Origin of the sequence: Shimia sp. R11_0 (assembly GCF_017744035.1) — a bacterium.
In the GTDB taxonomy this organism is placed as follows: domain Bacteria; phylum Pseudomonadota; class Alphaproteobacteria; order Rhodobacterales; family Rhodobacteraceae; genus Shimia; species Shimia marina.
In genome coordinates this window covers 321,975-337,860 of the sequence record NZ_JAGHQY010000005.1, presented here as the reverse complement: position 1 = coordinate 337,860, position 15,886 = coordinate 321,975, and the positions used below count along the sequence as shown (strand labels likewise).

Below are 15,886 nucleotides of genomic sequence, written 5' to 3'. Positions count from 1 at the left end.
CTCGAATTGGCCCTATTTGGAGGGCTGCGCCTTATTTTCGCCACATTTCGCGACCAGTTTTAGCCATGTTTGGTGGGGGCCAAACCTGAGTTGATGCCATGAGTGAATCTCAAGCAGAATTTCACGACCGTCTTGCCCGGATTTATCGGAAGCAAGCTGAAACCGGTCGCACATCTCGCAAATCCGTCACCATTGATCGCAATGGGTACGTCATTGTGCGTGGCGCCGGACGTGGCCGCGGTTTCCCTTGGGCGGGGCTGATGATGGTGGTGGTGTCATTCTTCGTCATCAAGGGCGTGATGATGTCCCAGATCGGGGCAGATTTTTACACGCAGAATGTTGTGCGCCTGAGTGGTGGCACGCAGGTGGAAAAGGCGGCGGCCTGGACCATGCGGCCAGACCCGATTTCCAGTTGGCTGGCAACACAGATCAAGGCCAACCTTTGATCACATAGAGTTTCGTGGATCCCTCCAAGATCCCAGACGGCCCCGGGTCTCTCTCCCCGGGGCCGTTTCTTTTTGTTTGGGCCAAAAGAAAACCGCAGCTCCTTGGAGGAGCTGCGGTTTCGACCCAAGGGCCCGAAAACCATGTGAGTGGGGCAGTGCCGATGCTCAGCGGAAAGAAGCGATGTCGGCGCGGGAGAGGCCGATGTCGTTGAGTTCGCGGTCCGAGAGCAGTTCCAGAGCGTTGCGGGTCTTACGTTTGTCGTTCCATTCCACGAACAGCGCGGTCAGTGCCGCGAAAGTGTAGCCGAGACGACCGGCAAAACGGGTGGACGTAGTGGTTTCAAAAGTGGCCATGTCAGCGTTCCTTCTCTTTGAGTGCTTGAGCACCATGCGTCTGATCTGCCATGCGCTTTGGGCGTCACACCGCAGAAGGCGGCACAACAGGCAAGCGTATGGTTTTGGAGAAAACGCACAGTACTGAATGGTCTGTGTTTTCGATGGAGGGCACATATGGAATGCAATCGCCACAAACAAGACAGTTTTGTGACATAGGTGGCATGCGAAAAATGCATGAGTGTGAAGTGCGAATTTTTCCATAAAAATAAGGAGTAAATACGACGTCTTATTGACCGTCTTCGACGTGCCTTCGAAGGGGGACCGGCCCGGTACGGCCGAAGGGGCTTCGCGCAAAAATACGCATGTTTCGCCCCGCTTGCGGGATCAGGCTTGGCGTTTGTTCTTGTTTCGTGCTACTGCGGATGGAACAACAACAAAACAAATGGGGCAGCAGATGCGCGTATTGGGAATTGACCCGGGATTGCGGAACATGGGCTGGGGCGTGATTGACGCCAATGGCAGCCGACTGACGCATGTCGGCAATGGCATTTGCCATTCGGTGGGGCAGGATCTGGCGGCGCGACTGTTGTCGCTGCATGAGCAGCTGACCGATGTGGTGGCCCGGTTTCTGCCCGATCATGCGGCGATTGAACAGACATTTGTCAACAAAGATGGGGCGGGAACGCTGAAGCTGGGACAGGCCCGCGGCGTGGCGCTTCTGGTGCCGGCGCAGGCGGGGCTGACCATTGGTGAATACGCGCCCAACAAGGTCAAGAAGACGATTGTTGGGGTTGGTCATGCGGAAAAGCATCAGGTGGAGCATATGGTGAAGTTGCAGTTGCCCGGTGTGCAGATTGCCGGACCGGATGCTGCAGATGCGCTGGCCATTGCGATGTGTCATGCGCATTATGCGCGGGCAGGGGCGGGCTACTCGGAAGCCTTGAAGAAAGCGACGGCATGATTGGAAAGATTTCTGGGCGGCTTGAGTATAAGACGGCGGACCACGCACTGATTGATGTGCGCGGTGTGGGCTATATTGTCTATTGTTCGGAGCGCACGCTGGCAGGACTGCCTGCGGTGGGAGAGGCTGTGGCGCTTTATACGGATTTGCTGGTGCGTGAAGATCTTTTGCAGCTCTACGGCTTTGCCAGCCTGTTTGAAAAGGAATGGCATCGCCTGTTGATGAGCGTGCAGGGGATTGGTGCCAAGGCCAGTCTCGCCATTCTCAGTGCCTTGGGGGCGGAAGGCGTGAGCCGGGCGATCACGCTGGGCGACGTGGCGGCGATTAAAGTGGCGAAGGGCGTTGGCCCCAAGACCGCACAGCGGGTTGTGATTGAACTGAAGGACAAGGCACCGGAGGTGATGGCCCTGGGCGGGAGCCTGAGTGCGGCTATGGCCGGAGCCAGTGATGTCGCGCCAGAGGTAGAAGACGCAGCGGCACCGGGGTCTGATGAGGTGATTGAGGAACCGGCACGTGCCCCGGTGATGCCCAGCGGCGCGTCTGCGGCGAGCGGGGCTGCGGCTGCGGCTTCGATGAGTGTGCAGGCGGATGCGCTTTCGGCATTGGGCAATCTCGGATACGGACCTGCGGATGCGGCCACGGCGGTGGCGCAGGCGGCCAGCGATACGCCGGGGGCAGATACAGCGGCTCTGATCCGTGCGGCGCTGAAACTTCTGGCCCCGAAGGGATAAGACATGGACCAGCCTGATCCGACATTGCGGCCGGAGCCACGTCCGGAGGATGCCGACCGCGCCTTGCGTCCACAGGATCTCAGCGCCTTTATTGGCCAAGCGGAAGCGCGGGCCAATCTGCGCATTTTCATTGAGAGTGCCCGGCGTCGTGGCGAGGCCATGGATCATACACTGTTTCACGGGCCGCCGGGCCTTGGCAAAACCACGCTGGCACAGATTATGGCGCGTGAACTTGGCGTGAACTTCCGCATGACCTCGGGGCCGGTTCTGGCCAAAGCGGGGGATCTGGCCGCGATCTTGACCAATCTTGAAGCGCGGGATGTGCTCTTTATTGATGAGATCCATCGGCTTAATCCTGCGGTCGAAGAGGTGCTCTATCCGGCGATGGAGGATTTTGAGCTGGATCTGGTGATCGGGGAAGGCCCCGCCGCCCGCACGGTGCGTATTGAATTGCAGCCTTTTACGCTGGTGGGGGCGACGACGCGGCTGGGGTTGTTGACGACGCCTTTGCGGGATCGCTTTGGCATCCCGACACGCTTGCAGTTCTACACGGAAGACGAGCTCAATGAGATTGTGACACGCAATGCGCAGAAATTGGGCGTGCCCGCGATGGACGGCGGCGCACGTGAGATCGCGCGGCGCTCGCGCGGCACACCAAGGATTGCTGGGCGGTTGTTGCGCCGGGTGGTGGACTTTGCCCTGGTTGAAGGTGATGGCGTGATCACCAAGGAACTGGCTGATGGCGCGCTGACCCGCTTGGGCGTGGACAATCTTGGGCTGGATGGGGCGGACCGGCGCTATCTGATCTTCATTGCGGAGAACTATGCCGGTGGTCCGGTGGGGATCGACACAATCAGCGCCGCGTTGAGCGAGAGCCGCGATGCACTGGAAGAGGTGATTGAGCCGTTTCTGTTGCAACAAGGGTTGATCCAGCGCACGCCACGGGGGCGTATGTTGGCACAGAAGGCTTGGAAGCACCTTGGATTGGCGGCCCCCAAACGCCCCGATCAAAGTGATTTATTTACCCCTGAAAAGTGACTTTTGGCCCCGTGCATAGGTGCAGAGACGGCTGTGCATGGCGTGTCTGTTTGTGACGCACGTGGTCTTTTCGACTCATGAATGAGGCGCGGGGCGCGTGTCTGCGTTGATTGGGCGGCGAATGCTGCACCAATCGCGCGAAAATATCCGCTGGTTGATATTTGAGACAAATCCCATCGAAATAACACTTGGTAAAGACGCTGTTAATTTTCCCGTAATTCGGGTGTGGACTTTACGTGTTTATCTATTTTGTTGAGGGTCTTTTAATCCGGCGTATGACGCATTTTGTCTAGGAAATCACAGCGTTTTTCGCGACAGCGATCGAAGCATTGAGGGGGTTTCCACAAGCTGCACTAGACCCGTTTTTTATGGGTTTTTTGGAAAATTTCCGTCGAGATTTTCTTGTTAAGAAGCTGGAAAGGTCCGCGCAACCGCTCGTTAAGAGTCTGGGTGTTCATTGGGTCTCGGGATTTGGGCGGATGACTATAAGGCTGAAAAAGCTTTTCGCTCTTCAACTGAAACGTCAATGTAGTGGGTACTGAAATGCTGAAATTCTCTCTCAAAACAGCACTTTTGTTGGGCGCCGTTGCTTCTGTGGCAAGCTGTGGCAAGACAATTGAAGATTTTATCGAAGATGAAGTGGGCCGCCGCGCCAATGATCTGGCGGGTGAACGTCTGTTGCAGGTGCACGGCGAAACCACTTTGAATGGCCGTACACGCAGTGGTGATATGTCCACGGATGGGAGCGGCACCGTGACCAGCGGTCGTCTTGATGACGAGCGCAATGGCAGCATGCGGGTCAATGCGACCTTGGGTGATATGGATGAGCTGAGCTTCTCCAATGGCACCACAACCACCCAGTTCAGCAAAGCAGCTGGCGACAATATTGATGATGGAGCGGATCAACTGGTGGTGCGTGCGACTTCCAGCGATGGCCGTCGGCGGGCTTGGTTGGGTAATGCAATTGCCTTGGATTTTGATCATCAGACCTTCGGTGTTTGGGCAGATGGCGTTGGTACCACTAATGGCAGCGTGAATGTAGGCAGCTTTGGGCGGCGCACCGCAACTGCCGACATGCCAGTCAGCGGCACAGCGACCTATCTTGGTACCTCTGCAGGTGTGGCAATCACCACAGATGGGCGGGCCTTGCAGACCCAGTCGCAGATTGCGATCACCACATCGGATTTCTCCAATGTGAACATCGCGAGCACCAACACTTATGTCAGCAATATGTCGGGTGGCAGCACTTGGCGCGGGCAGCATCTTGATTTTGCAGGAACCGGCACAATCAGCGGGAACCGCTTTGAAGCCAACATCAATGGTGTTATCCCCTTCAGCGCAACCAGCACGGGTGATGTGGACGGCTATTTCTACGGCGACAATGCCGAGGAAGTTGGCGGCACATTTGAGATGAATGGTGCTGTTGGTAACTATACCGGAGCCTTTGGTGCAGACCAGTAAACGGGTTCCATAAACACGGATGCCGTCCGACTTGGCCGTGGGGGCTTGGGGCGGCATCCGAGCCATTAATAATAGGAATGCTAGTATGGCCCGGGGTTTCTTCAACAAGGTGCGCAGCACGACGACGGCTTTGTCTATTTCTTTGATGACCGCTGCCATTGCGCCACTTGCTCAGGCTTCAAATGCTGTGACGCCACAGGTGATGGAGATTGAAGAGGCCTTTGATTACGCGATGTTTGCGGTTCATGAAGGCAAAGCGGCCGCAGCCATTCCTGTGTTTGAAGCCATTCTGGCGGAAGATCCTACTTTGGTGCGTGTGCGTCTGGAATTGGCGCGGGCTTTGTTTTTGGCGGAGCAATGGGCGCGGTCGCGCGAAGAGTTTTTTCGTGTGTTGTCAGGGGATCTACCAGAACCGGTGCGCCAGAAGGTTCTGGCTTTCATCCGTCAGATTGATGCCAGACGTGGGTTTGACTGGGATCTATCGCTTGGTTTCACCACCGCAGGCAACAGTTTGGACTACAAAAGCGAGCGGGTCCATTTTGACAACCCTACGGCTCCACATTTTGATTTTGATCGGCCTGTAGAGCGCGTGCCTGCTGTACGGTTGAACGGCACCATGAGTCTGCGTCGGCAAATTGACGGACTAAGTTCGGACGCAGTGGGCGTGATGGGGTTCACAAGCCTCTCTCTCAATGCGTTGGAGGCCAAAGGCAGCCAATATGATGACTACACTTTGCGCGCCCGGTTTGGTCTGCGCTTGCTGACACAAAGGACAACCGTGTCCCTCGCGCCTGTGTACTCGGTACGCTTTCTTCAAGGTGATCGTTATGAAGACCGCGCGGGTCTGGAGTTGGCCTTTGAACGCCGCAGTTTGGTAGGGGGATCCGCCTATGGGCGCGTGAGCTATGTTGCAGTAGACAACGCACGGGATGATGGGCGCGACGGTACAGATTTTGAGACCACACTTGGATTCCGGCGCTCTGTGGGAGGGCGTGCGATTGTTGGCGGTGAGATCAGCTATCAGGATCGCCGGACCGATGACTTCATCCCCTTGGTCAAAGGGAGCAAGTATTACACGATTAGCCTGTATTCCTCTGTGGATGTGGGCGGCGGCTGGACGCTTCAGCCGCGTGTCTTCCGGCGCTTTCAAGACGCTCAAGAGACTTTCCCGAACCTTATCAACAACCCGGATGCATACACCACAGGGGCCAGTCTCAAGGTGGAGCGTTCCGACATTTTCCTGCCCGGAGGCTACACACCCTTTCTGCAGGTGGAGTATGAGCGCCAACGCAGCGGGATGGACGCGTTCAGCTACGACTCCCATTCGGTCCAGATCGGGATTGAGCGGCGGTTTTGAGGCGAGCCGCTATGGCGGAGGCGATGCCTGCGCCTATAATAAGAAGCAGGCCGAGCCATGTCAGGTTATCGGGGAGCTGGGCAAAGACCAACCAGCCGAGGGCCACGGCACTGACCAGTTGCAGATAGACGAAGGGTGCGAGCACGGCGGCTTCGGCGCGGGCGTAGGCAAAGAGCAAAAGCAAATTGCCGCCCATGGAGAATGCGGCACTTGCGAAGGTGAGACCTGCCATCTCCAACGTCATTGGCGGAATGTGTGACAGGCTGAAAGGGGTCAACAGTAGGGCGCTGATCAGCAGTTGTGTGAAGATCATACTTCCGGGGCGGCCTGCGTCCGCAAGCCAGCGTGACGCGGTCAGGAAGCACCCATAAAACAGCCCGGCGAGAGCGGCCCAGAGCAGCCCCGGGGACATGTCTACACCGGGGCGAACAACGAGCAGCACACCGATAAAGCCGACACCCATCAGCAATGAACGTAAGAGAGTGACACGTTCTCCCAGCAGGAGTGCAGAGAGGACGTAGGAGACGATTGGACCTACAAAAAACGCGGCAAAGACGTCAGCCAGAGGTGCGGTTTGCAGCGCGGTCTGAATGCTGCTGATGCCGCCGGTCAGAATGAGGGCGCGCAGCCAGATGCGCCAATTGGTCAGAAGACGGAGCGTGTCAGCGCGCATGAGAGGCAGGGCGAGAAGGCCGCCCAGAGCGAAGCGGGACCAGGCCACAAAAAGGGGGCTGGCACCATGGGTCTGGGTCAGCAGCTTACCTGCCGTGTCGCCCGCGGGGATCATCGACATGGCGACGAACATCAACACAAAAATCTTCCACATAAGATGCAGGTAACATGTTGGCGCTATGACAGAAAGAGACAGTCTCCAGATGCGTTTTGTGATCAGGCGGGACAATCGAAGCGCTTGAAAGCTGCGTCGGCATGAGGGTAACGTTTTGCCATGAAAAAGGTATTTTCGCGTCGAGCATTTTTGACAATGGGAGCTGCCACTTTTGGCAGTACGCTTTGGGCGGAGGCGCCTTCGCGGTCGTTGCGTCCGGTTCTGCGGCCAGCGGGGTTGCGCCAGAGTGCGCGGCCACAGGCTCCGGCTTTGGAAGAGCTCATCCGGGAAAGCGGGCTGAGTGGCAAGGTGAGCGTCGCTGTGGCACGTCAGGGGAGTGCGTCAGTGCTTGAGGGGCATCAGGCCTCATCCGGGCAGCCCCCCGCAAGTGTGACCAAGGTGCTTACGGCGCTTTATGCGCTGCACTATCTGGGCCCTTCACACCGGTTCATCACGAGCCTTGTTGCGGTTGGTGACGTGAGCAATGGAGTGTTGCGGGGCGATCTTGTACTGCGCGGTGGTGGGGATCCCACGCTGGACACCAATGGTCTTGCTGATCTTGCGCGCACATTGAAGGCTGCGGGCATCCGTGAGGTGAAAGGGCAGTTTCTTGTCTGGGGTGGCGCGATGCCATCTGTGCGGCGGATTGATAAAAAGCAGCCTGATCATGCGGGGTATAATCCGGCGGTGTCGGGTATGGCACTGAATTACAACCGGGTGCATTTTGAGTGGAAACGCGCTGGCAGCGGCTATGCGGTCAGCATGGATGCGCGCAGTGATCGGTATCGTCCTGATGTCACCGTGGCGCAGATGAAAATCGCAAATCGCCAGCTGCCAGTTTACACCTATAAGTCACAGGGTGGGCGTGACCAGTGGACGGTTGCCAGCGGCGCTTTGGGCAAGGGGGGGGCGCGGTGGCTGCCTGTGCGGGAACCAGAAATCTATGCTGGTGAGGTTTTCAGAACTCTGGCGCGGGCGCATGGTATCGTGATGAAGGCGCCGAAAAAATCCAATGGTGCGCCGCGTGGCGTGGTCGTGGCGCGGCATCAAAGTGCCGATCTGCGTACCATATTGAAAGGCATGCTGAAGTATTCCACCAATTTGACCGCAGAAATGGTTGGCATGGCGGCCACGCAGGCACGTGGCACGCCGTTTACAACCCTCAAAACCTCGGCGGGGGCGATGAACCGCTGGGCCCGGGATCATCTGGGTATGCAGGATGCGGCTTTGGTGGACCATTCGGGATTGGGAGAGGCTTCTCGGTTACGTGCGGATGAGATGGCATTGATGTTGGCGCGGGCCGGGCAGCAGGCGGTGTTGCGCCCGATTTTGAAGGTCATTCCTTTGCGCGATGCCAATGGCCGAGTGAACAAGAACCATCCCATCAAAGTGAAGGCCAAAACAGGCACGCTGCATTTTGTGAGCGCGCTGGCTGGCTATGCGACAGCTGCGGACGGAGGCGAATTGGCGTTTGCGATCTTTGAGGCAGATGTCAGTGCGCGCAACAGGCTGATTGGTGCCGATCGAGAGAGACCGAAAGGTGCACGCAGTTGGAATGGGCGTGCGAAGAAGCTTCAACAGAAGCTGATTGAGCGCTGGAGCACGGTTTACGGAGCTTAGTCAAAAAAATTCAACTCAGCCTTGCAAAATTGGTGTTTTAAGGGGCTGGTGCGACATTTTGGCTTGAATTTCTGGACAAAGATACGAACTGATGGCTGCCGGTATCGCGACGGTGCCAAATGTTGGGGCACGCGGCGAGCGGCGTTCTGGCAAGGGTTCGGTAACCAGTTTTCGTTAGGACATGGAAAATTGCTCACACCTCCCAAAGTTGGAGGGCAAGGTGCGAAACGGCGCGGCATGGAATTCGACTTCCCAAATCCTCATGATCTTCTGGATGCCATTTCGGTGGGTATCTTCTTGCTGCAGGTCTGTGACGACGGGATGCCACGGTATATTGCGATCAATGACATCGGGGCAGCCCGTATTCGAAAGACCAAAGACGAGGTGCTTGGCAAAACAGCCCTGGAAATCTTTGGTGGCTCAATGGGGGAACGTGCCTTGGCGCAGCATTTGCGTGTTGTTGCCGCTGCGGAGACCACGACCTATAACACGGTGCTTCCGTTTCCTAAGCGGGTGATGGATATGCGCACCACGCTGACGCCGATCTTTGATGTAAGCGGCAAGCTCACGCATCTGCTGGGAACGGCATTGGATGTCACATCAGAGCGCGAGAGAGATACGGCGCTGGAGCTCACGAGACTTGCCAAGGAAAAGGCGGAGCAGGCGGGGCAGGCAAAAGAGCAGTTCCTTGCCAATATGAGCCATGAGATCCGCACGCCGATGAATGGCATTCTTGGCATGTGTGAGTTGTTGCGTGAAACTGATCTGGATGGAACGCAGAACCTCTATGCCGGTACGATCTTCAATTCCGCGAATGCGCTTTTGGGGATTGTGAATGATGTTTTGGACTTCTCTAAGATTCAGTCTGGCAAAGCCTCTCTGAAGGAGGCGCCTTTTTCGCTGCTGGATGTTGTGATGGATGTGACCACGCTTTTGCGCACCAGAACAGACGGAAAGGGGCTGGCACTTTATGTGGATTATGCCCCAACGGTACCAACCACGTATCTTGGTGATGCCAGCAAGATCCGGCAGATACTGCTCAACTTGCTGGGCAATGCGATCAAGTTTACGGACAAAGGCCATATCGTGGTCAAGGTGGAGCGGGACGTCGAAGATGAGGCGTTTGTGCTGTTGTCTGTGACAGACACAGGTCCAGGTATTGAAGAGACGCGTCGCGAGGAGATTTTCTCGGCCTTTGCGCAAGTGGACGGTCCCTCCCACCGCAAGGAAGAAGGGACTGGGCTAGGCCTGGCCATTACGCAGGCTTTGGTTGAGTTGATGTCTGGACGTGTGGACGTGGTGTCGGAAGTAGGGGTGGGATCAACCTTTACCGCTCGGGTGGCGTTGCAAGGGACCGATGCTCAAGTAGAAGCATTCATACGTGACCCTGATACCGTGGCTGCGGCATCCGTTCACGACACAGTGCCGATTGCCAAGGTCACGCGCCCCACTGCGCCTGCGTTGGCTGGCGTGCGTGTGTTGGTTGCTGAAGACAATCGCACCAATCAACTGGTGGTGCAAAAGATGTTGGGGCAAACGGGTGCGGATGTGCAGATTGTGCCCAATGGGCAAGCCGCTGTTGACGCTTATCAAAAAGAGGGCTGGGACATGATCCTGATGGATTTGTCGATGCCGATCATGGGCGGCTTGGAAGCGACCCGTGTCATTCGTCAATTTGAGAAAGACACGGGCCGGGACGCCTGCCGGATTGTGGCTTTGACGGCAAATGCACAGCCCCGCGATGCTGTGGCCTGTCGGGAGGCCGGAATGGATGAGTTCCTGACCAAGCCGTTTCGCAAAGACGAGCTTTTTGCGATTATCTCATAAAAAACGCGCCCGGATCGGGGCGCGTTGGTTTTTGCTTTAACGGCAGAGGTTTGCTTAGGTCATATGACGGGCGCGGGCACCACGTTCGATGGCCGCCGCGTGCAACCGGTCGATATCCAGCTCATAGCGGATTTCCTCTAGAATGCGCAGCTCTGGTTCCTGAAGCGTGCCATCGGCTGCGGCAACGTCACAGGCCAGCGCATAGGCGGTTTCATAAAGGTGTTCGGGCAGGTCATGGCGCACGAGGCCAAAGAGGGCGGAAAGGCCGTCTTCTTGTTCAAACAGGTCAAAGACCATTTGGCTGATGTGTTTCAACCGGTCGATGTCATATTCACCAAACACCGGCAGGTTGTTCACAGCTACCTGGATTTTGACCAGTTCTGCGGTGCGGATGTTCTCATCTGAGGCCGAAACGGCGATCATCACCGCCACCAGACAATCCTGCGGGGTGAGCGTTGTTGGGGTCTTATCCGGCACGGGGGCATCCTTTGAAATAACCTTGTTGCGGTGCAGAATATTGACTGACAGGGCAAGGAGCAATAGGAAGCGGCGGATTGTCGGGCGCAATGAGGCGCTGGGCATGATTTTGCTGAAACCAATCCCGACATCGGAGATGGACAATGTCTGACCTGCGCGACGCAGCCCTCGTATCCAAAGCCTGGCCATTTGAAGAAGCGCGCAAGCTTCTCAAACGCTACGCAAAGGGCGCGCCGGAAAAGGGCTATGTTCTGTTTGAAACCGGCTATGGCCCTTCTGGTCTGCCGCATATCGGGACATTTGGCGAAGTCGCCCGGACCACGATGATCAAAGTGGCCTTTGAGGCGATCAGCGACATCCCAACCAAGCTGATCTGCTTCTCTGACGATTTGGACGGGCTGCGGAAAGTGCCGTCGAATGTGCCAAACCCCAATACGCTTGAGCCTTATCTGCAGATGCCTCTGACGGCTGTGCCTGATCCGTTTGGCACCCATGACAGCTTTGGTGAGCACAACAACGCCATGCTGCGCCGGTTCCTAGACACGTTTGGCTTTGAATATGAGTTCTATTCGGCGCGGGAGTTTTACAAATCCGGTCAGTTTGACGAGGTGCTGAAACGTGCGGTGGACAACTATGACGCCATCATGGCGATCATGTTGAAATCCCTGCGTGAAGAGCGCGCGGCCACCTATTCGATCTTCCTGCCGCTGCACCCGGAAACCGGCCGTGTGCTGTACGTGCCGATGAAAAAGGTCTGTGCAGAGACCTACACCGTCACCTTTGACGATGAAGACGGCAAAGAATGGACCGTGCCTGTGACCGGCGGCAATGTGAAGCTGCAGTGGAAGCCGGATTTCGGGGCTCGCTGGGCCGCGCTGGGCGTGGACTTTGAGATGTATGGCAAGGAGCATGCCACCAACGAAAAGATCTATGATGCGATCTGTCGCGCTTTGGGCGGACGTGCACCAAACCACTTCTCTTATGAATTGTTCCTGGATGAAAACGGACAGAAGATTTCCAAGTCTTCTGGCAATGGCGTGTCGATTGATCAGTGGCTGACCTATGCCTCTACTGAGAGTCTTGCGTATTTCATGTACCAGAAGCCCAAGACCGCAAAGCGCATGCATTTTGATGTGCTCCCGAAAGCGGTGGATGAGTATCATCAGCAGCTGCGCGCCTATCATGGCCAAGACATCAAGGCGCAGCTGAACAACCCGGTGTGGCACATTCACGGCGGCGACGTGCCGCAATCGGATATGGTGGTGCCCTATTCCATGCTGCTCAACATCGCGTCGGTGTCCAACGCGGAAGATAAAGAGACGCTTTGGGGCTTCATCAACAAATATGCGCCTGATGCGACAGCGGAAACGCATCCGGGTATGGATGCGGCGGCCGGGCACGCAGTGCGCTATTTCAATGATTTTGTGAAGCCTGCAAAAGTCTATCGTGCGCCCACAGATCAGGAGCGCGCGGCGCTGGAAGATTTGGCTGGCGCTTTGAGTTCTGCAGAAACCGCTCTGGCGGTGATTGCGGCCAAAAACGCGTTGGTGGGCAATGAGGAACCGCTGCCAGAGCCTGATTTTGGCGATGAGGAATTCCTGCAGTCCATCGTTTTTGCGATTGGCAAAACCCATAAATTTGATCCGCTGCGAGATTGGTTCAAGGCCATTTATGAGGTGCTTCTGGGGGCCTCACAGGGGCCGCGCTTTGGGGGCTTCATTGCGCTTTATGGCGTGGAAGACACCGTGGCGCTGATCCATAAGGCGCTCGCTGGCGAACTTGTGGCTGGGTGATTGTGTCTCTTTAGCGGACTGCGCCTGCGGGCGCAGGCAGATTTCACAAGGCCCCGTTTGCGGGGCCTTGTCCCTTTTGAGGCTGGTGTGACGCTGATGTTTTGATCTGGTTTCCTGTTGAAGGCGTATCTTCAGCAAGGGAGGAAAGATCATGAAACATGTGTTACTGGCCCTTGTGGTTGTGATGGAGTTTTCTCGCATTGGGTTTGCTCAGGCGCAGGCCCCACGTCAAGAGATGGGCGCAGCGGCTGATATTCAGGCGGTGATCAGCGCACAGATGGACGCTTTTCGCGGAGATGATTTTGTGCAGGCCTTCAGTTTCGCCGCAGAGAATATTCAACGCCTGTTTGGAACATCGGATAATTTTGCTGTTATGGTGAAACGTGGTTACCCAATGGTGCATCGCGCGGAGGATGTACGCTTTGGCGCGTTGCGCCCGGAAGGTAATGCGTTGTGGCAGCGCGTGTTGGTGCGCGACGCACAAGGTGTTGTGCATGTTCTGGAGTATCTGATGATCAGTGATGGGGAGAGCTGGCGCATTGCGGCGGTGCAGCTTTTGCAGCCATCAGATGTGGGAGCGTGACCAGGGTGTTGGCTGAGTAAGTCATTGAGGTGATATGTTACTTTGACGCGTGGCGTGCCTCTCGCCAAACCAGAATTGCTGCGGCGCAGAGGATGAGTGCTGTGCCGATCCAGCTCACGTGGTCGGGAATTACACCGAAGATGATGGCATCATAGAGCGCCGCGAAGGCCAGAGCAGCGTAGAAAAACGGCGCGACAAAGCTGGCGTCGGCGAGACGCATGGCATTGATAAAACAGGTTTGCGCAGTGGCCATCAAGAGCCCGATGCCTGCAAGCCCTGCCCATTGAGCGGGCGTGGGAGTTTGCCAGACAAAAATCACCACAGCAGAGGCGATGGTGAGTCCCAGCGCGTTGTTGATCAGCAGGATTTGAAAAGGGCGCTCCCGGCCCGTGAGTTTTTTCATGAAGATGACCTCGCCGCCCAAAAAACAAGCCGCGCAGAGGGCCAGAATGGCGCCAAGTTCCAGCGCGCCTGCACCGGGGCGGGTGAGGACCATGGCACCCGTGAAGGCCAGTACGGCAGAACCCCAACGCCATGGGCCGATTTTTTCGCCCAGAAAAGGAATCGCGAGCAACATGCCCACCACAGGGTTGAGAAAGCTGATCGCTGTGGCGTCTGAAAGTGGGATAAAGGCGGCGGCTGCGAACATGAGTGTCACACCGCCCCAGCCCAGAGAAGATCGGCCGATATGCAGCTTCCAATTGGGGCGCTGCAGTGTAGGTCGTAGGATCATCGCCGCAGTTGCAAAGCCCAGAAAGGCAAACAGAAACCGCCCGTGGCTGATCTGTAACGGGTGCATCGCAGGGCCCAGCGTGCCTGTGCCGAGCGCCTTGGCCAGCAGTGTTGTGCCAGCGACAAAGGCGGAGGCCAAAAGGGTCAACCCAGCAGCGAGCGGCGGGTTTTGGGAGGTCGCGGCATTATTATCCATGCTGGTGTTATGGTGGGTGTTGGCAGGGGGAGCAAGGTGTCGGAAATCATGCCCGATTTAGTGACCTCTTTGCGCAAAAATCGCCAAAATGCGCCGTATCGAAATATAGGGGTTCCCATTTGGATGTTTTCATTCTAGGGAGGGCACATGATCAAACGCTGCGATATCCTTCACCTGCGACGCCGACGCCTGACCGCGTAACCGGCCCTTGATCTCTTGCGCCACAAACTGGCGCAAACATTCTCAAAAACATTGACGCAAACGCCTCCTGTGATGCAGTCACTGAGGCTCATGATCTAAAGAGGAAGATCGATATGATCCCGTCTATTTTGCCGACGTACAACCGCGCCCCGCTCACTTTTGAGAGCGGTGAGGGAAGCTGGATGATCGAGGCGGACGGCCGACGTTTTCTGGATCTGGGCGCGGGTATTGCAGTGAACGTGCTTGGACATGCCAATCCGGTGCTTGTTGAGGCGTTGACGGCGCAGGCGGGCAAGCTCTGGCATGTTTCAAATCTCTACAACATCACACAGCAACAGGCGCTTGCAGATAAGCTGGTGGCCAGCACCTTTGCGGATACGGTGTTTTTCACAAATTCCGGCACAGAGTGCTGCGAGCTGGCGGTGAAAATGGCACGCAAGTACTGGTACGATAAGGGGCAGCCCGAGCGCTTGGAGATCATCGCTTTTGAAGGGGCGTTTCATGGTCGCAGCTCTGCTGGTATTGCGGCGGCGGGCTCTGAGAAACTGGTTGCAGGCTTTGGTCCTTTGTTGCCGGGCTTCCATCAGGTGCCCTGGGGGGATATTGAGGCGGCCGAAGCGCTGGTCGGAGATCAGACCGCGGCGATTATTGTAGAGCCGGTACAGGGCGAGGGCGGTATTCGCCCGCTGCCAGATGCGGATCTTAAGGCACTGCGAGCGCTCTGTGATGCGGCGGGCATTCTGTTGATCATGGATGAGGTGCAATGCGGTGTGGGCCGGACCGGCAAGCTTTTTGCCCATGAATGGGCCGGTGTGACACCAGATATCATGATGGTGGCCAAAGGCATTGGTGGCGGTTTTCCACTGGGCTGTGTTCTGGCGACGGAAGAGGCTGCAAGTGGCATGGTCGCAGGCACGCATGGGTCAACCTATGGCGGAAACCCCTTGGCCTGTGCCGTGGGTGGCGCGGTTATGGACGTCGTCGCCAATGATGCATTTCTAGGCGAGGTGAACCGGAAATCCGGACTTTTGCGTCAGAAACTGGAAGGTCTGGTTGCGGCCCATCCGGATGTGTTTGATGAGGTACGCGGTGCGGGTCTCATGTTGGGGCTCAAATGCGCGAAAGTGACCTGTGGCGATGTGGTGGCTGCCGGATATGACAATGAGATTGTGACGGTGCCAGCGGCGGACAATGTTGTGCGTCTGTTGCCGCCGTTGACAATCAGTGACGAGGAAATTGCCGAGGCCGTGGCACGGCTGGAGAAGGCGGCGTCCCAGTTGGGCGCAGGGAAATAAGGACCA

At 56.8% G+C, this 15,886-nt stretch carries 15 protein-coding genes; 11 read left to right on the top strand and 4 right to left on the bottom strand.

Translation table 11 applies throughout. The annotated features are described in order from the left end of the window. The first annotated feature begins 98 nt into the window (after positions 1-98). A complete protein-coding gene (locus J7382_RS13055) occupies positions 99-446 on the top strand; it encodes a hypothetical protein (protein ID WP_209069432.1) in 348 nt (115 codons plus the stop codon). 165 nt (positions 447-611) lie between these two features. On the opposite strand, the gene J7382_RS13050 is transcribed toward J7382_RS13055, so the two are convergent. Then, a complete protein-coding gene (locus tag J7382_RS13050; protein ID WP_058241324.1) occupies positions 612-800 on the bottom strand; it encodes a DUF1127 domain-containing protein in 189 nt (62 codons plus the stop codon). A gap of 436 nt (positions 801-1,236) precedes the next feature. Here J7382_RS13050 and ruvC point away from each other — a divergent pair, with 436 nt between their 5' ends. From ruvC to J7382_RS13025, 5 genes are all read left to right on the top strand, one after another. Further along, positions 1,237-1,743 carry a crossover junction endodeoxyribonuclease RuvC gene (gene ruvC / locus J7382_RS13045; protein ID WP_058241556.1) on the top strand — a complete coding sequence of 169 codons (507 nt, stop codon included), beginning with the start codon at positions 1,237-1,239 and terminating at the stop codon, positions 1,741-1,743. Then, positions 1,740-2,474, top strand: coding sequence for a Holliday junction branch migration protein RuvA (ruvA, locus tag J7382_RS13040; protein ID WP_209069431.1), 735 nt, complete (start codon positions 1,740-1,742; stop codon positions 2,472-2,474). The genes ruvC and ruvA overlap by 4 nt, the downstream gene beginning before the upstream one ends. A gap of 3 nt (positions 2,475-2,477) precedes the next feature. After that, positions 2,478-3,512, top strand: a complete 1,035-nt coding sequence (gene ruvB, locus J7382_RS13035; RefSeq protein ID WP_058241326.1) for a Holliday junction branch migration DNA helicase RuvB — start codon at positions 2,478-2,480, stop codon at positions 3,510-3,512. Between the two features lie 543 nt (positions 3,513-4,055). After that, on the top strand, positions 4,056-4,973 hold the full coding sequence (locus J7382_RS13030) for a transferrin-binding protein-like solute binding protein (protein WP_209069430.1): 918 nt from the start codon (positions 4,056-4,058) through the stop codon (positions 4,971-4,973). Positions 4,974-5,058: 85 nt separating this feature from the next. Continuing rightward, positions 5,059-6,330: a porin family protein gene (locus tag J7382_RS13025; RefSeq protein ID WP_209069429.1), complete on the top strand. Its 1,272-nt coding sequence runs from the start codon at positions 5,059-5,061 to the stop codon at positions 6,328-6,330. Here J7382_RS13025 and J7382_RS13020 read toward each other — a convergent pair. Continuing rightward, entirely contained in the window at positions 6,281-7,135 is an 855-nt protein-coding gene (locus tag J7382_RS13020) for a DMT family transporter (RefSeq protein WP_247745009.1), read from the bottom strand. The two genes, J7382_RS13025 and J7382_RS13020, sit on opposite strands and share 50 nt — an antisense overlap. A 177-nt stretch (positions 7,136-7,312) precedes the next feature. Here J7382_RS13020 and dacB point away from each other — a divergent pair, with 177 nt between their 5' ends. Both dacB and J7382_RS13010 read left to right on the top strand, forming a co-directional pair. Further along, positions 7,313-8,776 (top strand): D-alanyl-D-alanine carboxypeptidase/D-alanyl-D-alanine-endopeptidase, encoded by a 1,464-nt coding sequence (dacB, locus tag J7382_RS13015; RefSeq protein WP_247744991.1) that lies wholly within the window; start codon positions 7,313-7,315, stop codon positions 8,774-8,776. Between the two features lie 237 nt (positions 8,777-9,013). Next, entirely contained in the window at positions 9,014-10,603 is a 1,590-nt protein-coding gene (locus J7382_RS13010; RefSeq protein ID WP_209069426.1) for a PAS domain-containing sensor histidine kinase, read from the top strand. A 54-nt stretch (positions 10,604-10,657) separates the two neighbouring features. Here J7382_RS13010 and J7382_RS13005 read toward each other — a convergent pair whose 3' ends face one another. Beyond that, positions 10,658-11,026: a tellurite resistance TerB family protein gene (locus J7382_RS13005; RefSeq protein WP_058241557.1), complete on the bottom strand. Its 369-nt coding sequence runs from the start codon at positions 11,024-11,026 to the stop codon at positions 10,658-10,660. A gap of 197 nt (positions 11,027-11,223) precedes the next feature. On the opposite strand from J7382_RS13005, the gene J7382_RS13000 reads away from it, so the two are divergent. Both J7382_RS13000 and J7382_RS12995 read left to right on the top strand, forming a co-directional pair. Next, positions 11,224-12,873, top strand: a complete 1,650-nt coding sequence (locus J7382_RS13000; protein WP_209069425.1) for a lysine--tRNA ligase — start codon at positions 11,224-11,226, stop codon at positions 12,871-12,873. Between the two features lie 151 nt (positions 12,874-13,024). After that, on the top strand, positions 13,025-13,456 hold the full coding sequence (locus J7382_RS12995; RefSeq protein WP_209069424.1) for a DUF4864 domain-containing protein: 432 nt from the start codon (positions 13,025-13,027) through the stop codon (positions 13,454-13,456). 37 nt (positions 13,457-13,493) lie between these two features. Here J7382_RS12995 and J7382_RS12990 read toward each other — a convergent pair whose 3' ends face one another. Further along, the gene (locus J7382_RS12990; protein WP_209069423.1) at positions 13,494-14,384 is read right to left on the bottom strand and encodes a DMT family transporter; all 891 of its coding nucleotides are present in this window, start codon (positions 14,382-14,384) and stop codon (positions 13,494-13,496) included. A 314-nt stretch (positions 14,385-14,698) separates the two neighbouring features. Here J7382_RS12990 and J7382_RS12985 point away from each other — a divergent pair, with 314 nt between their 5' ends. After that, complete coding sequence (locus tag J7382_RS12985; RefSeq protein ID WP_209069422.1) at positions 14,699-15,880, top strand: aspartate aminotransferase family protein; 1,182 nt, start codon at positions 14,699-14,701, stop codon at positions 15,878-15,880. The last annotated feature ends 6 nt before the right edge of the window (positions 15,881-15,886 follow it).